This window comes from Bradyrhizobium sp., from assembly GCF_004799445.1.
GTDB lineage: Bacteria > Pseudomonadota > Alphaproteobacteria > Rhizobiales > Xanthobacteraceae > Bradyrhizobium.
Map to the genome: position 1 here is coordinate 12,758 of NZ_SSNA01000017.1, position 17,897 is coordinate 30,654.

At 63.1% G+C, this 17,897-nt stretch carries 17 protein-coding genes; 5 read left to right on the forward strand and 12 right to left on the reverse strand.

Going from position 1 to position 17,897, the window contains the following annotated elements; translation table 11 throughout:
- Positions 1-160 precede the first annotated feature (160 nt).
- Complete coding sequence (locus tag E8A46_RS01235; protein ID WP_291556371.1) at positions 161-1,306, reverse strand: tlde1 domain-containing protein; 1,146 nt, start codon at positions 1,304-1,306, stop codon at positions 161-163.
- A gap of 734 nt (positions 1,307-2,040) precedes the next feature.
- On the opposite strand from E8A46_RS01235, the gene E8A46_RS01240 reads away from it, so the two are divergent.
- Positions 2,041-2,874: an FkbM family methyltransferase gene (locus E8A46_RS01240; protein ID WP_291556373.1), complete on the forward strand. Its 834-nt coding sequence runs from the start codon at positions 2,041-2,043 to the stop codon at positions 2,872-2,874.
- 18 nt (positions 2,875-2,892) lie between these two features.
- On the opposite strand, the gene E8A46_RS01245 is transcribed toward E8A46_RS01240, so the two are convergent.
- Positions 2,893-4,398 carry a glycosyltransferase family 39 protein gene (locus tag E8A46_RS01245; RefSeq protein WP_291556375.1) on the reverse strand — a complete coding sequence of 502 codons (1,506 nt, stop codon included), beginning with the start codon at positions 4,396-4,398 and terminating at the stop codon, positions 2,893-2,895.
- A 7-nt stretch (positions 4,399-4,405) separates the two neighbouring features.
- Positions 4,406-5,539, reverse strand: coding sequence for a glycosyltransferase family 2 protein (locus E8A46_RS01250; protein WP_291556377.1), 1,134 nt, complete (start codon positions 5,537-5,539; stop codon positions 4,406-4,408).
- 358 nt (positions 5,540-5,897) lie between these two features.
- Here E8A46_RS01250 and E8A46_RS01255 point away from each other — a divergent pair, with 358 nt between their 5' ends.
- From E8A46_RS01255 to E8A46_RS01265, 3 genes are all read left to right on the forward strand, one after another.
- Complete coding sequence (locus E8A46_RS01255; RefSeq protein WP_291556379.1) at positions 5,898-6,164, forward strand: hypothetical protein; 267 nt, start codon at positions 5,898-5,900, stop codon at positions 6,162-6,164.
- 153 nt (positions 6,165-6,317) lie between these two features.
- Positions 6,318-7,148 (forward strand): DUF72 domain-containing protein, encoded by an 831-nt coding sequence (locus E8A46_RS01260; RefSeq protein WP_291556381.1) that lies wholly within the window; start codon positions 6,318-6,320, stop codon positions 7,146-7,148.
- A gap of 12 nt (positions 7,149-7,160) precedes the next feature.
- Entirely contained in the window at positions 7,161-7,622 is a 462-nt protein-coding gene (locus E8A46_RS01265; protein WP_291556383.1) for a DUF488 domain-containing protein, read from the forward strand.
- 132 nt (positions 7,623-7,754) lie between these two features.
- Here the strand turns inward: E8A46_RS01265 and E8A46_RS01270 are convergent, their stop codons facing one another.
- The 5 genes from E8A46_RS01270 to E8A46_RS01290 form a co-directional block, all read right to left on the reverse strand.
- On the reverse strand, positions 7,755-8,921 hold the full coding sequence (locus tag E8A46_RS01270) for an ABC transporter permease (protein ID WP_291556385.1): 1,167 nt from the start codon (positions 8,919-8,921) through the stop codon (positions 7,755-7,757).
- Positions 8,918-9,862, reverse strand: a complete 945-nt coding sequence (locus E8A46_RS01275; RefSeq protein ID WP_291556387.1) for an ABC transporter ATP-binding protein — start codon at positions 9,860-9,862, stop codon at positions 8,918-8,920. Before E8A46_RS01275 ends, E8A46_RS01270 begins: the two co-directional genes overlap by 4 nt.
- Complete coding sequence (locus E8A46_RS01280) at positions 9,859-10,647, reverse strand: efflux RND transporter periplasmic adaptor subunit (RefSeq protein WP_291556389.1); 789 nt, start codon at positions 10,645-10,647, stop codon at positions 9,859-9,861. The genes E8A46_RS01275 and E8A46_RS01280 overlap by 4 nt, the downstream gene beginning before the upstream one ends.
- Positions 10,644-11,369 carry a TetR/AcrR family transcriptional regulator gene (locus tag E8A46_RS01285; RefSeq protein ID WP_291556391.1) on the reverse strand — a complete coding sequence of 242 codons (726 nt, stop codon included), beginning with the start codon at positions 11,367-11,369 and terminating at the stop codon, positions 10,644-10,646. Before E8A46_RS01285 ends, E8A46_RS01280 begins: the two co-directional genes overlap by 4 nt.
- An 84-nt stretch (positions 11,370-11,453) precedes the next feature.
- Positions 11,454-12,071: a GNAT family N-acetyltransferase gene (locus E8A46_RS01290; protein WP_291556393.1), complete on the reverse strand. Its 618-nt coding sequence runs from the start codon at positions 12,069-12,071 to the stop codon at positions 11,454-11,456.
- A 175-nt stretch (positions 12,072-12,246) separates the two neighbouring features.
- Between E8A46_RS01290 and E8A46_RS01295 the strand changes: the two genes are divergently transcribed.
- Positions 12,247-14,478: an outer membrane beta-barrel protein gene (locus E8A46_RS01295; RefSeq protein WP_291556395.1), complete on the forward strand. Its 2,232-nt coding sequence runs from the start codon at positions 12,247-12,249 to the stop codon at positions 14,476-14,478.
- 71 nt (positions 14,479-14,549) lie between these two features.
- Here E8A46_RS01295 and E8A46_RS01300 read toward each other — a convergent pair whose 3' ends face one another.
- The 4 genes from E8A46_RS01300 to E8A46_RS01315 all read right to left on the reverse strand — a co-directional run bounded on the left by E8A46_RS01300 (position 14,550) and on the right by E8A46_RS01315 (position 17,897).
- Entirely contained in the window at positions 14,550-14,960 is a 411-nt protein-coding gene (locus E8A46_RS01300) for a DUF2000 family protein (RefSeq protein ID WP_291556397.1), read from the reverse strand.
- Between the two features lie 139 nt (positions 14,961-15,099).
- Positions 15,100-15,492 carry a DUF4189 domain-containing protein gene (locus E8A46_RS01305; protein ID WP_291556449.1) on the reverse strand — a complete coding sequence of 131 codons (393 nt, stop codon included), beginning with the start codon at positions 15,490-15,492 and terminating at the stop codon, positions 15,100-15,102.
- A gap of 105 nt (positions 15,493-15,597) precedes the next feature.
- Complete coding sequence (locus tag E8A46_RS01310) at positions 15,598-17,202, reverse strand: molybdopterin-binding/glycosyltransferase family 2 protein (protein WP_291556399.1); 1,605 nt, start codon at positions 17,200-17,202, stop codon at positions 15,598-15,600.
- Positions 17,199-17,897 carry an XdhC family protein gene (locus E8A46_RS01315; protein WP_291556401.1) on the reverse strand — a complete coding sequence of 233 codons (699 nt, stop codon included), beginning with the start codon at positions 17,895-17,897 and terminating at the stop codon, positions 17,199-17,201. Before E8A46_RS01315 ends, E8A46_RS01310 begins: the two co-directional genes overlap by 4 nt.

Consider the following 17,897-nt stretch of genomic DNA (forward strand, 5'->3'; position numbering starts at 1 on the left):
CGATGCCGGGGTTTTTTTGTCATTCCAGGGACGCCTCTTAGCGCGAGCCCAGATGCTCGTGGTTATGGATTCCGGGCTCGACGCTGTGCGTCGCCCGGGAATAACGGGCCAATATGCAGCACGACATCAAGCCCGGAAGCGCGATGTCCGCCTCCCGCCTTCAATCCACCCGTGCGACCACCGCGAGTCGCTTGATGCCCTGGTTGCGGTAGGCATTGAGGAAGGCGTTGTAATCCCTGAACGACACGCAGCCGTTGGAATCGCCGTTGGGGCCGAGCATGAAGGTATGGGCCAGCAGGCCGGACCGGCCATAGATCGATTCCTCGCCGCCGATCGGGTTCAGCCGCAAGGCCGGCACGCCGTGAAACAGCGCCTCGCGCGGCGTCAGTTCGTAGATGTGCGGTGGCGTCACGCCGCGCATCCTGATGTTGGCGGAGCTCGGGTCATCAAGCTTCGAGCCAAGGCCGGAATGCGCCTCAAGTTTTGTGCCGTCGGGCAGATAGACCGTATGCGCGGAGATGTCGTAGACCGCGGTCGATTGATCGTAGCGCGGCGTGTTGCCCGCCAGCGCCGGATTTTGTGTCGGGCCGAGGCTGCCGGTCACGCTGGCGTCGGCGGACGCGAACGACAGCAGCGACGGCCCGTGCGGCTGCGGTTGCGGCCTGCCCCAGAGTTTTTCGACGATCGTCTGCCTGTCGTTCGAGGCGAGCGACATCACCGCCGCCTTGGCGCGCTGCGCCATGTCGCGCACCGTCGTTGCCGGCGTCTTCGCCGGCTGAGATTCGGCGGGACGCGGGGCCGGCGCGATCGCGGCCATTCGAACCGGCACCGGTGGCGGCGAAACTTCCTTAGGCTTTGCGGCCTCTGCCTGCTTCGGCGCTCGAATTGGCGGAGACGCATCCGCAAGCGTCAATGTTTCGGCCGGCGCGACGGACGCGACGCCTTGCCGCGCCGCGGCCGAAAATCGGTCATCGAACGAAAGCGAGGGACCCGACGGGATGGTTGCGGGTGCGGAAATCAGTGGCCGCGCTTCGAGCCGAGCCGTTCGGGTGTTGTCGACGACCGGCGGCGCGTTGCGGACCGCAACACTCTCCGGACGCCTCATCAAAACTGCATCGGAGCCCGCGTTGCCGAGCTGCGGATAGGGGCTGGCCGCAAAAATATTGGCATAGACGGTCCAGGCGCAGCCGAGCACGAGAGCTGTGACCGCCGCGCTGGCGAAAAAACTCTGCGAGCTGGCTTTCGGGGCTGATCTCCTGGGTTCGGGCGCCGCGAAATTGTAATACGCAACTGTACTGGTACTCATCCGCTTCGCATCCAGACTGGTTCCACCTTGTTGCCCCTGCGGCCGGCGTTCGACGGAGTGCCCTCCTCGGGCACATTCGAAGACCGATCCGCGCGAGATGATCAGCCGAAGTTCCGACGAAGCATCTCGCAGAGGGGCGGAGCATCATTAAGGCGACTTTTAGTTAAATGCGGATTAAGTGCAGGGCGTTGTCGGGCAGTCCCAATTTGAGACGTAAATGCACGGGCAGAGCCCGCACATTTACGGAGTAAGCCGCCCCAAAAATGCCAGATTGTGCCAGCTTTCCGCGTTAACGCATTGAACGCCGCGTCATCGTCGCGGTGTTCGATCAGGCGTGATCGTTGCGGCTGAACTCGCCGGACGTCGGGCCGACAGAGGGCGGAGATTTTTTCGGACCGTCATACGCGAGTTTTCATGTCCCGGTTCTGCGATGCAGCGCGCAGCGGTGCATCGCAGAACCGGGACCCACAGCTCGACTATTGAGCGACTGGACCCCGGATCAGCAGCGCACCGCAAGAGGCGCTGCGCCGCATCCGGGACGCGTAACTTCGCCACCCGTTCTGGGCTGCGCGGGTATGCATGCCAATCCGGAAATGGCGGCTCACCCCCATTTGCCCGGGAAGAATGGGAAAGAACCGCCAAGCCATGGCCGCCCGCGCGAAGTGTTTGTAAGCTCCGCATTAAGGCGATTCGTTTGCGGTTCGCTGTGCTTCCCCAGCCTTCAGGAGACACCAATGCAGAGCGTGGCCCGCAAGCTGGCCTTTGTGCTGGCTTCGTCCAATCACGGCACCTTGATTGTTAACCGGTTCGACTATCACATGGTCGGTCCGCAGCAGGGCTATGGCGTGGGCTTTCAGATTCTGGAAACAGCGTCCTTCGACCCCTTGGAAGTCAAGCTGCTGGTTGACCTGCTTGCCCTTCGCCGCAAGCATCACGGCGACGGCGTCGTGGCGATCGATTGCGGCGCCAATATCGGCGTCCACACCATCGAGTGGGCGACGTCAATGACGGGTTGGGGATCGGTCCTCTCCATCGAGGCACAAGAGCGCGTCTACTATGCGCTTGCCGGCAATATCGCGATCAACAACTGCTTCAACGCCATTGCGGTGCACGGCGCGGTATCATCCCAGAGCGGAATTATGCAGATTCCGAATCCCAATTATTCGGTTCCGTCCAGTTTCGGCAGCCTCGAGCTGCGCGAGCGCGACGGCAACGAGTCCATCGGCCAGCCAATCGATTATAAGAATACCGTCGCGGTCAGGGAACTGAAACTGGATGAGTTCAATCTGCCGCGCGTCGACCTCATCAAGATCGACGTCGAAGGCATGGAATTGGACGCGTTGGAGGGCGCAAGCCGCACCATCGACCAAAGCCACCCGATCATGCTGATCGAGAGGATCAAGACAGACGCCGCAAAACTTCGTCAATGGCTGGGAGATCGCGGCTACGAGATCATCGACGCCGGGATCAACATGCTGGCGATCCACAGGAGCGACAAGACGCTCTCGGAAGTCAGGCCGGCCCAGCCGTCGGCCGCGCAGCCATCAGCCGCGCGGCCCGTGGCCTGAACTCCGGCGAAGGGCCGTTCACTGCAGCAATTCCGGCGGCGGGGAGCGGTCGAGCACGTCGCGCTTGGCGCCGTCGAGCAGATCAAGCGCAAAGGTTTCGATCGTCAGCGGCCCGCGCATCCGCTTGAGCTCGGCGACCCGCTCGATCCGCGCAAACGTCTCTTTCACATAGGGCTGCACGGTGCTGCGCACTTCATCGACATATAACAGCTTGCCCGACAATTGCGCCGGATCGGGCTCCGGCATGTTGACCCAGCGGATACGCTGTGTTGGCTGCACCACACAGGTGTCCTTCGGCAAATAGAAGGCGAGCCAGCTCGTGGTGCCGTAGTCCGGCGCCAGCACGCACGCCGCACCGGTGCGGACGCGCACCGCCTCGATTCCAGCGGCGAGCTCGGGCCAACCGACGCCGACGCTGCGAACGGTGGCATCACGGCGGAAGCCCGAGAGCACACCGGTGTTGGCCTGCACGATCAGGAGCGCAAACATCAGGATGCCGACCGGCGAGGCCCACCGCAAGCAAAAATCGACGACGCGCTGCCGGCGCAGGTCCCATCGCGTCAGATGGGCGGCCACCGCGGCCGCTATCGCGAATGCCGGGTAAACCGGCGCGAACCAGTTGGCCTCGACGCGGGCATGCAGCGAATGCCACATGAAATAAACGACGATGGTCCAGAATATCGCATTGATCAACGCGCGCGCGGCCAGTGCGCCGCTGTCGCGCTTGAGCAGCGCGTAGAGTCCCATCGCGCCCAGCACGAAGACGAGCGGAGTTGCGAATGCGATCTGGGTCGGTATCAATTCGCCGATGAATGACGGCTTGAAATCCTCGATCCGCGACCGGCCGATCTGCTTGACGAAGGAAACCCAACCATGGTCGGCATTCCACAGAATAACCGGAGAGAATATCGCTAACGCCACGGCCCCGCCGAGATAGGGCCATGGCGAGACCAGCCAGCGGCGCAGTTTTGGGACGCTCACCAGCCAGACCAGGATCGCGGGACCGAAAAACAGCGCGGTATATTTCGACAATAGCGCCATACCTACCGCGGCGCCGACCGCGAGCCACCACGTGCCGCGTCCGGTCTCCAGCACCTTGGCGAGAAAAAACATCACAAAGCTGGAGGCCACCAGCAACGGCGAATCCGGCGTCACGATCAGGGTTCCGACCGCCGCCATCAGGGTGACGTTGAGCAGAATGGTGGCGGTTGCCGCCACGCGCTGGCCGCCGAACAGGATCGCGGCCGTGCGATACAGCGCAAAGCTCATCGGCAATGCCAGCAGGATCGACACCAGCCGCACACCGAGCTCGGTGTCGCCGGCGATCAGGGTGCCCGCGCGTATCACCAATGCGACCATCGGCGGGTGATCGTAGTAGCCGAAGGCGAGGTGCTTCGACCACATCCAGTAGTAGGCTTCGTCGAAGGTCAGCGGCGTCCAGGCCGCACCGACCAGCCGCAGCGCCACCAGCGCCAGAACCGTGACCGTGGTGTTGCGGACAAGCCGAGCCTCGTTCGGACTCATGGCAGGTTCATCGCTTGCGCCAGACGAACAGTCCGGACATCGCGTAGTTCCAGACCACGCCCATCAATGCGCCGGCCGCGCCCGCCAGCCACCAGATCGGTTCCTGATCGTAGACCGAGAACGCCACGCCGACATTGGCGAGCAGGCCGACGCTGCAGACGAGATAAAACAACAACAGGCCGCGCAGGATCGCAAACCCCTTCAGGCGCTGATCGCGGTAGGTGAGAAAATTGTTGAGGATGAAATTGCTGGTCATGGCCGAGATCGCCCCGCAGGCCTGCGCTTCCGCAAACGGCCAGTCAAACGCGACTAACGCTACAAACAGCATCGCGAAATGCACGATCAGGCCGATCGATCCGACCATCGCAAACAGCAGGAAGCGCAGCGACACCACGTCATGGGTCAGCTTCGCCAGCACGAGACCGAGGAAATCCAGCGCCACCATGGAATCGAGCTTGCTCTCGCCGTGCAGCCGCGAGCCGAAGCTGTAGGGAATTTCCTTGATGCGCAAATTGCCGCGCGCGGTGGCGACGATATCGAGCAGGATCTTGAAGCCCTGGGTGGACAGCTGCGGCGCCAGTTGCTCGAAGCGATCCCTGCGGATCATGAAGAACCCGCTCATGGGATCGGCGATCTTGACCCGCAGCACGCGCTTGGCGACCTCGGTAGCAAGCGCGCTGGCGCCTGCCCGCTGCTTGTTGAAGCTGTCGGCGCTGCCGCCTTCGATGTAGCGGCTGCCGACCACGAGGTCGAACTCACCGCCTTGCAGCAGCGCCAGCATTTTCGACAGTTGGGTCTCGTCGTGCTGCAGGTCGGCGTCGATCACCGCGGCGCATGGCGCGCTCGACGCCAGGATGCCCTCGATACAGGCGCCGGAGAGGCCGCGCCGTCCGATCCGCCGGATACAGCGCACCCGGCTGTCGTCGTGCGCCAGCGCCCGCACGACTTGCCAGGTGCCGTCAGGGGAATTGTCATCGACGAAGATGACTTCGAACGCCGTGCCTGTCAGCGCGGCTTCCAGCCGCCGAAACAGCGTGGTGACGTTGTCGCGCTCGTTGAAGGTGGGGACGACGACCGAAAGCTGAGGCAAACCAGCGGCCTGCGGCGGGTTCACGGGCCCCGGTTGGATGGCGACATTCATGCCGCCAGCGTATATCCGATAGCCCTTGGGGATGCCAAGGCAGAGTTCCCGAAAGACCGGTGGGGAACCGGCGAAAAGCGGCCCGGATTTTTGATCGGACGCGGTTTCTTGACGCGAACCGGTACCCACTTCGCTTGAAAACGCTTTAGAAATGCCAACGACCACGAACAGAGGGCGCGCGTACATCCGGCGCAGCCGAGCTATTCAGTGGTCGTCCCAGCGCCGGAGCTATCAAGCATCGACGTCGCCGTTAAAGCCTAGATAGGGACCGCCGGGGCGTTTCGCAAGGGGGTGGGCGTTTAGCAAGTGTTTACAGGGGCAGGCTAGATTGGACGGATAAAGCGCGCCGAGGCTGAGCATGTTTGGAGAAGGCTGCCGGATCATCTATGACGCTCCCGCCGACCTCAAGAAATGGCCGTCGCTCAACGGCCAGCGGCTCAACGGCGGCCGCCAGCCCTATCTGGTGTTCAAGGGCACGCTGGCCGACTGTATCCGCGAATTGCTGGCCAAGCCCGTGAAGGGCATTTCGCTGTACGACATCGTCACCGACCCCTTCGACAAGAACGTGCTGTCGCCGGCTGACGCCGCCGAAATCGCGATGCGCCAGGATTTTCCGAAGGCCTGAGCCGTTCAACAGCTGCCGTTTCTCCCCTGAACAGCGGGAACGCGGGCGGCGCCGCAACGCCGGCGCGACGCCTCAGCGAACTGGCCAATCCCCGCCGATTTCTTTAGGCTTCACCCGACATTCCCTTTTGCCCTTTTGCGACGAGAGTGACCGGTGAGCAAGACCCCCGCCTCCAAATCCGCTTCGAAACAATCGGGCCGCATCTATATCGGCGTCGGCGGCTGGACCTTTGCGCCGTGGCGCGGGGTGTTTTACCCCGAGAAGCTGACCCAGGCGAAGGAGCTGGAATACGCGGCGTCGAAACTGACCTCGATCGAGATCAACGGCACCTACTACGGTTCGCAGAAACCGGAGAGTTTTCGCAAATGGGCGCGTGAGGTGCCCGACGGTTTTGTGTTTTCGGTGAAGGGACCGCGCTTTGCCACCAATCGCCGCGTGCTGGCCGAGGCCGGCGATTCCATCAAACGGTTTTATGATTCCGGCGTGCTGGAACTCGGCGACCGGCTCGGTCCGGTGCTCTGGCAGTTCGCGCCGACCAAGAAATTTGACGGGGCGGATTTCGGCAAATTTCTCGAGTTGCTGCCGCGCAAGCTCGAGGGCCGCGCGCTTCGCCATGTGGTCGAGGTGCGGCACGACAGTTTTTGTGTCCCCGATTTCGTCGCGCTGTTGCGCCGGTTCGAGACGCCGGTGGTGTTTGCCGAACACGGCAAGTATCCGGCGATCGCCGACGTCGTTGGCGATTTCGTCTATGCGCGGCTGCAGAAGGGCAATGACGAGATCAAGACCTGCTATCCGCCGAAACAGCTCGATGCCTGGGCCAAGCGGCTGCAGTTATGGGCCGACGGCGGCGAACCGGACGACCTGCCGCGCGTCGATCCGGCAAAAGCGAAAAAAGTCCCGCGCGACGTCTTCGCCTATGTCATCCACGAGGGCAAGGTTCGCGCGCCGTCCGGCGCAATGGAATTGATCGCGCGCGTGGCCTAGTCAGGTGCCCCCATGGCCAAATCCAGAAAACTCTTCACCATCGGGTATGAGCAGACGCCGGCCAGTTCCGTGCTCGACGAACTCGAACAGGCCGGCGTGAAGCTGTTGGTGGATGTGCGCGCGGTTGCCGCCTCCCGCCGTCCCGGCTTTTCCAAGAACCAACTGGCGGCAGGACTAGACGAGCGCGGCATCTCATACCTGCATCTCCGCGGCCTCGGCACGCCGAAGGACGGCCGCGACGCCGCTCGCGCCGGCCACTTCGACACGCTTCACAAGATCTATGCGAAGCATCTGAAGACGCCACAGGCGAAAGAAGAGCTCGACGAATTGTCGGCGCTGGTCAGGAAATCCGGCCCGGTCTGCATCCTCTGTTACGAGCGCGACCACCGCCATTGCCACCGGCAATGGATCGCCGAGATCATCGAAGACCGCGACGGGGTCAAGGTGGAGAATTTGGTGGCAAAGCCGGTGTAAGGGCTCGTCATTGCGAGCGGCAGCGATGCAATCCAGAGCCTCGAAGGAAGCATGGATTGCTTCGTCGCTTCACTCCTCGCAATGACGGAGGGAACCACCCGTCCTTGCCATCGGCCGAACAACGCCGCGCCCTTAATCCAGGGTGCGGCGGAAGCGCGTCACCGCGATCGTCATGGCGAGCACCATCAATGCCAACAGCGCGAGCGAATCATATTCCAGGTTATGCAGTGTCGCGCCCTTCAGCATGATGGCGCGGACGATCCGCAGGTAATGCGTCAGCGGCAGGCCTTCGCCGATATATTGCGCCCAGACCGGCATGCCCATGAATGGAAACATGAAACCGGAGAGCAGGATGCTCGGCAAAAAGAACATCATCGACAGCTGCATCGCCTGCAGCTGGTTCTGCACAATGGTCGAAAACGTGTAGCCGATCGAGAGATTGGCGGTGATGAACAGCGTCGAGAGCAGCGTCAGCATGACCAGGCTGCCGCGCACGGGCACCCCGAACAGCAGCACGCCGATGCCAATAATCAGCGCGGCCTGGATGAAACCGACCAGCACGTAAGGCAGGATCTTGCCGAACATGATCTCGACCGGCTTGATCGGCATCGACAGCAGGCTTTCCATGGTGCCGCGCTCGACCTCGCGCGTCACCGAAAGCGCGGTGAAAATCAGCATGGTCATGGTGAGGATGGTGCCGACCAGACCCGGCACGATATTGAGCCGCGACGACGCCGCCGGGTTGTAGCGCGCATGGGCCCGGATCTCGAACGGCAAGGACGGCGGATCGCCCGCGAACAGGTCGTGCGCAAGCGCGGTCTGAACCACGACACCGAGCGCCGACATCGCCGAGCCAGCCGCCACGGGATCGGTGGCGTCGGCGGCGACCAGCAGCGCCGGATAGTCGCCGCGCCGCACCGCGCGCTCGAAGCCGCGCGGGATCTCGACGCCGAACAGCACCTTTCCCGACGTCAACAGATCGTCGAACTCGGCAACATCGTGCACTTCCCGGGTGAAGTGGAAATAGGAGGTGTTCTCGAGCGCCTTCAGGATCGAGCGCGCGAGGTCGCTGTCTTCCTGCAGTAGGACCGCCGTGGGCAGATTGCGCGGCGTGGTATTGATGGCGAAGCCGAACAGCAACAGTTGCATCACCGGAATGATCACGATCATGGCGAACGACACGCGGTCGCGCCGCAGCTGGATGAACTCCTTGACCACCATCGCGTAAGAGCGCCGCCAGAAGCCGAAGCGCGGCTCCGGGATTTCGCTTCGATGTTTCGGGGGGCTCGTCACGCTCACTGGAAATTATCCTTCGAGCGGGTCATCAGTTCGATGAACACGTCCTCCAGTGACGGCTCGCCGTGCTGCCAGTGCAATTCCCTGTGCTCGCGCCAGGGCGCGATGGTGGCATCGAGCGCCGCCCTGTCGCGGCCGGACACATGCAGGCTGGTCCCGAACGGCGCCACCATGTCGACCCCGGGCTTGCCGGTGAGCTGGTCCTGCAGCGCATGGAGATCGTCGCCGGTGACGGTGTAGGTCGACAGCGCCGATTTGGCGATCACTTCCTCCACGGTGCCATGCGCCAGCAAATAGCCATAGGCGATATAGGCGATCTCGTGGCAACGCTCGGCTTCATCCATGTAGTGGGTTGAAACCAGCACCGTCAGCCCGCCCGCCGCCAGCGCGTGGATCTCGTTCCAGAAATCGCGGCGTGCCTTGGGGTCGACGCCCGCGGTCGGCTCGTCCAGGAGCAGCAATTGCGGATTGGGCAAGGTGCAGGTGCCGAGCGCCAGTCGCTGCTTCCAGCCGCCCGAGAGTTCGCCGGCGAGTTGCTCTTCGCGGCCGCTTAAGCCAAGCCGCCTGATCATCTCGCGCGCCGCCCCGTGCGCATCGCGCATGCCATAGAGCCGCGCGACGAATTCCAGGTTCTCCCGCACCGACAGATCCTGGTACAGGGAAAAGCGCTGCGTCATGTAGCCGACCTGGCGCTTGATCTTGTCGGCGTCGCGGCGAATGTCGTAGCCAAGGCACCTGCCCTCGCCGCTGTCGGGCGTCAACAGACCGCACAGCATGCGGATGGTGGTGGTCTTGCCGCTGCCGTTGGGACCGAGGAATCCGTAGATGGTGCCGCGCTTCACCTGCATCGAGAGGTCATGCACGACCTCGCGACCATCGAATGATTTCGACAGGCCGCGAACGTCGATCGCGATGTCGGAGGTGGACGCCGGCATCGCGGTCATCGCTTGTCCGCAACCGGCGTCTTGGGGTTGATAAATACGCTGATCGGCTGGCCGACCCGCAAGGCATCGGGCCGCGAGGGCCGCGCCTGAACGAGGTAGACGAGCTTGTTGCGCTCATCCAGGCTGTAGATGACGGGCGGGGTGTATTCGGCCGAGGTCGCGATGAAGTAAATTCTCGCGGTGAGGTCGGCGGCGCAGTTGTCGCAGGTCACCCGGACCTCCTCGCCGATCGCAAGCTTCGGCAAATCGGTCTCCGGCACGTAAAAGCGAACTTTCATGTTGCCGGGCGGCATGATCGAGAGCACCGGCCGCTGCGCCGGCACCGTCTCGCCTTCGCGGAAATAGATCTGCTGAACGGCACCGCTCACCGGCGCATAGCCGATCCGGCGCGCCAGCCGCGTCTGCGAGGTCACGACCTGCGCCTCGGCCACGCGCAGCGCCGAGACGGCAGCATCAAGCGTAGCCTGCGTGCCGGATCCCGTTTTGCTCAATGAGGATGCCCGGTCATAGCTTTGCTGCGCGTTAGCGAGTGTCGCCTTGTTCTGGTTGAGATTGGCCTGCTGCATGTCGTCATCCACGGCATAGAGCTGATCGCCGGCCTTGACCTCGTCGCCCTCGCGAACGTTGAGCTTGGTCACGCGTCCGGATTCGTCGGGGCTGACGAAAATCATGTCGGCCTCGACCCAGCCCTGATAACCGGGATTCCGCGTATCGTTGCAGCCGGAGAGCACGGTCCCAAGCGTGAGTGCCATCAAAATTCGCAATACCGCTCGCGACGAGGTCATGCCGTCCTCCGTTCGCCAAAAATCATGTCGAGATGCACGCCAAGCATCTCGGTCGCGTCCAACGGCGCGTGCCTGCCGAACAGGCTTTGCCAGATCACCGCGATGAGCGCGGGTGCGACAAGGATCTGTGGAAAGCGGGCCAAATTCTTTTGCTTGATTTCACCGCGCGCGACGCCCAGTTCGATCAACGCGCGGATGGCGGCAAGGCCGCGCGAAACCACTTCGCGGTAGTAGAAATCGGCGATACTGGGAAATCGCGGCCCTTCCGCAACGATCAAGCGCACGATCTCGCCGCGCCGGGTGGACGCTACCTCCTGGACGAAGGTGCGGGCGAAACCTTCGATCGCGTCCCGAACCGATCCGCCGATGGCTGGCGGCGCGTGCAGCCGACCGATCAGCGGCACGAGCGCCGTCCGGATCAGTTCCTCAAACATCGATTCCTTGTCTTTGAAATGCAGGTAGATCGTGCCCTTGGCGACGCCCGCCCGCTTGGCAACGTCGTCAAGCCGCGTGGCGGTGAACCCCCGCGAAATGAATTCGTCCAGCGCCGCATCGATGATCGCCTGCCGCCGGCCCGCCGCGCGCTCGGCGCGGCTCGAGGCAGGTTCGGACGAGGACGCCTTGGCCGGCTGCGGCGCCCTGGCCGAGCCAGCCTTCTCCCCGCGCCGATGATCGGCCGGTTTTGATCGGGTTTTCGCGGTCGTTGTTCGGGAACTTGGCATGAATCAAATATGACTGACTGGTCAGTCATTGTCAATCCGCCGCTGATGCCGGGGCATCAAGTCCTGGGCCTGTCCCGGCCAGGTTTATTCCGGCTTGGGCGCCATGGCGGCTTGGCTGCGGCCAAGCCTGGCCTTCTTCCATTCGTGCCAGGCTTCCCGGCTCTGGCTGAAGAAGCAGAGGTCGAACATCCGATCGTCGGTATTGGATTTGACGTGCCGCTCGATGGTGCGGTCGAGCGTCCAGCCGGTGCTGTAGAGGTAATGAATGATCGGGCGGTTATGGGCGAGCGCGGTCGCCAGCATCACCTTCATTCCCAGGGTCTCGAAGAAATAGTCGCGGAACGGGATCGTCACCGAGTTGGTGACGCCCGAATGGCGATATTCCGGCTCGCCGATGATCATGCTGACCAGAAATTGGCCGCTGGCAAAATCCACATCGTTGCGCAGGAAGCCGAGCAGCAGTCCGCTCGCCTTTTCGAAAATGCCGATCAGGATGTGCGTCCGCTGATCGAAGCCCTTGATATAGGCGACGATGTCCGCCTTCGTCATGGTCCGGGGCGCCGCGTTCAGCATGATGCTCGCCTCCGGATCCGCCATCCAGTTCGCCCATCGATCCGAGGCATCCTCGACCGTAATGGTGCGGAGGATATATTTCCCGCAGTCGAGCCAGACTTTTCGCTTCGGAAATTTCGGTTGGGGCATTGGCAGTCCTGGGAGGTTTCTCGCCTAATTTGTGAACAATGGAAGCCAATACGGCATCCGGCAAATTTCGGCGGCTGTGTCCCATGCGCAACAGGCCTGGCACAAGCTCGGTGCTATGTTCGTCAGCATACTGCGCCGTTGCTTTGGCTGTCGATTCGAAATGGGGCTGGATTTGATGAGGCATTTGCTCTCAGGCGTTGCGGTCGTGGCATTGGCCGCTGCGAGCCCGGCCCTCGCCGCCGATCTGCCATTGAAGGCACCGCCGCCGGCCGTTGCCGCGTGGGGCTGGAGCGGCTTCTATGTCGGCGGTCATGGCGGCTACGGCTGGGGCCACGATTCGCAGACCGACCCCAACGACCCGTTTTTCTTCGGCAAAGTCCCGGGCTTTGGCGGCTTCACGGGTTTCGATCCGAAGGGCGCCCTCGGCGGCGTTCACGCCGGCTTCAACTGGCAATCCGGAGCCATTGTCGGCGGTCTCGAAGGCGATCTCTCCTTCACCGATATCAAGGGCTCATCGTTAAATTCCGCGAGCGCGGCGACCACGTTTTCCGTCAACTCGTTGACAGCGACCAATTCCGGAGCGTTCGACATGCTCGGGTCCGGCCGCGGCCGGCTCGGCTACCTCGTGTCGCCGAATGTGCTGCTCTACGGCACCGGCGGACTGGCATGGACCCGTTTCGTCAATAACCAGGACTCGACCTCTCTTTCGGTCAACATTCCGCCGCCCGGAGCCTTCGGCATTAATACATCGGTCTCGAGCCCGAGCTGGCGGTTCGGGTGGGTTGCCGGTCTCGGTGTCGAGACCCGGCTCTTCGACAGCAACTGGCTCGCGCGTCTGGAATACCTGCATTACGACTTCGGCAACTCCGGCAGTTCGGCGAGATCGGACTTCCTGTCTTCGCAGACCACCGGCAATCTGACCCTCGATGTGGTTCGCGCCGGCATCAGCTACAAGTTCGGTCAGGACTCCTTCGCCGGCGGCGCATCGAATCCCGCTTTGGTCTACAAGGCAGCGGCGCCCGCGTCGCAACCCTGGACATGGAGCGGCTATTACCTAGGGGCCCATGCCGGTTACGGATGGGCGAGGGATCCCTTCACCAATTTCCTGGTCAATTTCGTTCCCTTGAACGGCGTCGACTCCCGCGGTTTCGTCGGCGGCTTCCAGGCCGGCGCCAACTGGCAATCCGGTTCATTCGTGGGCGGCCTCGAAATCGATCTTTCGGGCACCGGCATCAAGGGGTCCACGTCAAATTCGACGAGCGCCAATGGTATTATCGACCAGGGGACGCAAACTGACAAACTTGATTGGTTCGGTTCGGCACGTGCCCGCCTTGGATATCTCGTCACATCGGACGTCCTGCTCTACGCCACCGGTGGTCCCGGATGGGCGCGCATGGTCACCGATCAGGAAGGCGTCGCCACGACCGTTGGATTCCCTCCTCCCACCACGACATCGTCCGTATTCCCGACATGGATATTCGGGTGGGTCGCTGGCGCGGGTGTCGAGACCAGACTATGGAATACCAACTGGCTCGCCCGGCTCGAATATCTGCACTACGACTTCGGCTCAGGCAGCTCGTCGCAGAACATTCCAGCAGGCGGCGGTCTTGTCACCACCAGGACATCTGGTCATCTGACCAACGACGTGGTGCAGGCCGGGCTTAGCTACAAGTTCGACTGGCCGGGAATGGGCGGCGGTCCCCGCTCTGCCTACAACGCCATGGCGGCGATGCCGCCTGCCGCTGCAATCTGGAGCTGGAGCGGCTTCTATGTCGGCGTGAATGGCGGTTATGGCTGGGGCCGCGATCCCATCAGCGACGTTGTGGCGACAACGCCGTCCGGCGCAAACCTCATATTGTCCGGCGTGAATTCCCAGGGCTTCATCGGGGGCTTCCAGGCCGGCGCCAACCTGCAAATGGGCTCCGTGGTCGGCGGGCTGGAAATCGATCTTTCCGGCAGCGGCATCAAGGGCACTTCGTCGATCGCGGGCCTCGACGGCAGCGGCTTTCCGATCTCCCAGATGCAGACCGATAAATTCGATCTGCTCGGCTCGGGACGCGCCCGTGTTGGATATCTGGTTTCGCCAAACACCTTGCTCTATGGCACGGGCGGTCTGGCCTGGACGCGGATCACCCAGACCACAACCATCGTGAATTCCGACGGCACGACAATCGATACAACGCCGAGCTGGCGATTTGGATGGGCCGCGGGCGCCGGTGGCGAAATGCGGCTGTGGAATACCAACTGGCTGGCCCGCGTCGAATATCTGCATTACGATTTCGGCGATTCCGGCAACGTGATCGCAGCCTTCACCAACGGAACCACCAGCTTCAACTTCGCCAATATGACGTCGCATCATCTGACGGCTGATACCGTTCGCGCCGGCTTCGGTTACAAGTTCAATTGAGGTCCCGACGCCGATAGTAAGGCGGGCGGCCTGCAGGCGAACGGTCGCTCGACGGTGAAGCGCTGAGCCTGCTAGCTATGGAACTTGAGCCCGTCGACGATCTTGTCGATCACCTTGCGTTCGGCGCGCATGGCAAGGCCCACCAGATTGAGTTCGGCGCGGATCACCGCCCTCACCGCTTCGCGGTTGGCGGCATCATGCGTCGTCTTGAACATCTCCTCGGTATAGACCGCAGGCGTGACGTTTCGCGCCAGCGCCCGCTCCAGCGCGCGGGTCAGCGCCGCACGGTCGCCGCCAAAGATCAGAACGGGTTGACCGATCAATGACATGTAACGCGTACCTGAACCATCAGAATAGGGTTCGCCAATGCATTCGGGAAAGGCGGCCGCGATCCCGCTGCTCAGGAACGCCGCGACGTTGAGCTTCTGCCACGCTTCAAGGTCAGTCCGGATCACGATCGCGATCTTGGTGTCGAATTGCATGATGGGGTTTCCCGCCGTCATTCCGGGATGGTCCGAAGGACCAGCCCCTGAAACGCGACTTGATCATATCGGGATTCTCCGATGTGCAACTGCACATCGGAGTTCGCGCTGATGCGCGCCCCCGAATGACGTAAGAGGCCTACCCCTTGGCGTCGCAGGCCCAGGCGCGGATCACGCATTCCTTGCCGCCGAACTCGTAGCACTTGCGCGTCGCGGCGTTGAGCGAACTCGATATCCGCGGCTTGACAGCGTAGCCGTGGGCGCCGCAGGGATTGGCCATGTCGACCGCGAATGCGGCGCAGGCGCGCTTCATGGTCACCGTGGTGGGGCAGTTGCCCTTGCATTGCCTGCGCGCCGCGGCCAGCGCCACGTTCTCGGCCGGATAGTCATAGGCCTGGCCATAGGCGCCGCATTTGCCGATCGCGAAGGCGCCCGCCGCCCAGGTTTCGCTGACCAGCCGCGATGCGCCGAGCACCAGGGTCAACGCAAGAATGCACAACGCGCGGCGTTGCGCGACAGCCGTCGAAACGATCAACATCCCCTCCCCGAGATCAGTCCGCCGCAAATCTAACGGAGAGGACGTTTCAACTTGGTGAACGGGAAATTGCAACCGGTCGACGCGGGAGCGGTCACGCGCTCAGCCGCGCCGCGCGGCTTCCAGCGCCTGCGGCGTATCGATATCGAGAAACGCGCCAAAGCCTTCGACTGGGACTTCCGCCACCGCCTCACTGTGCTTCGCAATCAGATGACGGGCGCCGATATCGCCGTCGAGCGTCATCAATTCGTTGAAGAAGCGGCGCGACCACAGCACCGGATTGCCGCGCCTGTTATCGCTGACGGGGACCGCGATCAAATTGCCGCGATCGGGCGCGAAGACTTCGATCAGGCGGTCGATCAATGGTGCCGAGATCATCGGCATGTCGCCGAGACAAATCACCGCGCCATCGGCATTGTCGGCCACCGCCGCGACTCCGGCCTTGACCGAACTCGCCAGTCCCAGCGCGAAATCCGGATTGCGGACGAATTTCACGTCGAGACCCTGCAGGGCCTTCTCGACCAATTCAGCCTGGTGGCCGGTGACGACAATGACCCCCTTGGCTTTCGAGGCGAGTGCCTGCTCGGTCACGATCCTGACCAGCGGTTTGCCGCCGAGTTCAGCCAGCAGCTTGTTGGGACCGCCCATCCGGGTCGAGCGGCCCGCGGCAAGAATGATCGCGGCCACATGGTGGTTGCCGTCGGTCCCGAGACTGGCGCGCGGCTGCGGCCGCGTCACGATTTCCATCAACAGCCCGCCAACGCCCATTCTGGTGAGTTCGGCGCGGCTGACCTTCAGCCCGGCCAACAGCCGCATCAGCACCCAGTCGAAGCCGTTCTCGACCGGGGAGCGCGCGCAGCCGGGCGCGCCGAGCACCGGCACGCCGTCGGCATTGCCGATCAGGAGCAGGTTGCCGGGATCGACCGGCATGCCGAAATGCTCGATGGCGCCGCCGATCCCGGCGATCGCCGCCGGGATCACATCGCGCCGGTCGGCGATCGCGGAGGCACCGAACACGATCACGAGCTCCGCGCCAAGGCCGAGCAATTCCTTGATCGCAGTCTTGAGCGCCGCCTCATCATGCGGCACGCGACGCTCGGCTATAATGGCGGCGCCGGCCGGCGCCAGCCGCTCCGCCGTTACCCGCAAGGTCTTTTCCACCACCTTCGGCGCCAGCCCCGGCAGCAAGGTCGAGATGACGCCGACGCGCTTGATGACATAGGGCGCAATCCGCAACGCGCCGCCGCTTGCCGCCTTGACCGCGGTGTCGCGCAGCTTCGCCTCGACCCCGAACGGAATCAGTTTGACGGTTGCGACCATTTCACCTTCGACCACGGATTTGAAGGCGGCAAGGGTGGCAAAAGTAATGGCCTCATCGACGCCATTGATGCGGTCGACCGCGTCGCGGTCCACCACCAGCACACCGGCGCGGCCTGCGAAAAGATTGGCGCGGCCGGTAAAGGCGCGCTCGACATTGACGCCTTCGCCGGCGACGGCCTGCGCGATGCCAGCGGCGGCGACGTCCTCGGAGACGTCACCCTCTTCGAGCCGCACGACCACGATTTCCTTGACCCCGGCGCGGATCAGCGCCGCGACCTCGGCTGCACCGATCGTGGTGCCTTTCTTGAGCACCAGCGAGCCCTGACGCAGGGTGTGGACGGTGACGCCGCCGATGGCGTCCGTCGGACTGGCGGGACCGAATTTCATGCCGCGGCTTCTTTTTCCTTGGGCAACCGCAACTGCGCGGTGATCTCGGCCATGATCGAAACCGCGATCTCCGACGGCGAGACCGCGCCGATCGGCAGGCCAATCGGTGCGTGGATGCGGGCGATGTCGCTATCCTTGGCACCTTGCGCCCTCAGGCGCTCGCCGCGCTTGGCATGGGTCTTTCGCGAACCAAGCGCCCCGATATAGAAGCAGTCGCGCTCAAAGGCATGCAACAGCGCCGGATCGTCGATCTTGGGATCATGCGTGAGCGCCACAAAGGCGGTGTAGTGATCGATATTGAGCGGCGGCAGCGCCACGTCGGGCCATTCCGCGATCAGCGGCACATCCGGAAATCGCTCGGGGCTGGCAAAGGCGGTGCGCGGGTCGACCACCGTCACATCATAATCCAGCGAGCGCGCCAGCGGCGCCAGCGCCTGGCTGATATGGACGGCGCCGACAATCACGAGCTTTGCCGTCGGCGCGTAGACGTTGAGAAACAGCTTTTTGCCGCCGGCCTCGATGGTGCCGCTCTTGCCCGTGCGCAACTGTTTGGTCAGCTCGGTCCGCAGCGGATCAGCGGCGAAATCTTTGACCTTGACCAGCCGCTGTTCGCCATCGGCGGTATCGGTCACGACAATAACCGGCCGCCGCGCGGCGCGTTCGGCATTGAGTTCAGCTAGCGTCTGAAGCTTCAC

Coding starts and splice junctions, on each gene's coding strand:
- E8A46_RS01235 (WP_291556371.1), bottom strand. CDS start 1,306: ATGAGTACCAGTACAGTTGCGTATTACAATTTCGCGGCGCCCGAACCC.
- E8A46_RS01240 (WP_291556373.1), top strand. CDS start 2,041: ATGCAGAGCGTGGCCCGCAAGCTGGCCTTTGTGCTGGCTTCGTCCAAT.
- E8A46_RS01245 (WP_291556375.1), bottom strand. CDS start 4,398: ATGAGTCCGAACGAGGCTCGGCTTGTCCGCAACACCACGGTCACGGTT.
- E8A46_RS01250 (WP_291556377.1), bottom strand. CDS start 5,539: ATGAATGTCGCCATCCAACCGGGGCCCGTGAACCCGCCGCAGGCCGCT.
- E8A46_RS01255 (WP_291556379.1), top strand. CDS start 5,898: ATGTTTGGAGAAGGCTGCCGGATCATCTATGACGCTCCCGCCGACCTC.
- E8A46_RS01265 (WP_291556383.1), top strand. CDS start 7,161: ATGGCCAAATCCAGAAAACTCTTCACCATCGGGTATGAGCAGACGCCG.
- E8A46_RS01275 (WP_291556387.1), bottom strand. CDS start 9,862: ATGACCGCGATGCCGGCGTCCACCTCCGACATCGCGATCGACGTTCGC.
- E8A46_RS01280 (WP_291556389.1), bottom strand. CDS start 10,647: ATGACCTCGTCGCGAGCGGTATTGCGAATTTTGATGGCACTCACGCTT.
- E8A46_RS01285 (WP_291556391.1), bottom strand. CDS start 11,369: ATGCCAAGTTCCCGAACAACGACCGCGAAAACCCGATCAAAACCGGCC.
- E8A46_RS01290 (WP_291556393.1), bottom strand. CDS start 12,071: ATGCCCCAACCGAAATTTCCGAAGCGAAAAGTCTGGCTCGACTGCGGG.
- E8A46_RS01295 (WP_291556395.1), top strand. CDS start 12,247: ATGAGGCATTTGCTCTCAGGCGTTGCGGTCGTGGCATTGGCCGCTGCG.
- E8A46_RS01300 (WP_291556397.1), bottom strand. CDS start 14,960: ATGCAATTCGACACCAAGATCGCGATCGTGATCCGGACTGACCTTGAA.
- E8A46_RS01310 (WP_291556399.1), bottom strand. CDS start 17,202: ATGAAATTCGGTCCCGCCAGTCCGACGGACGCCATCGGCGGCGTCACC.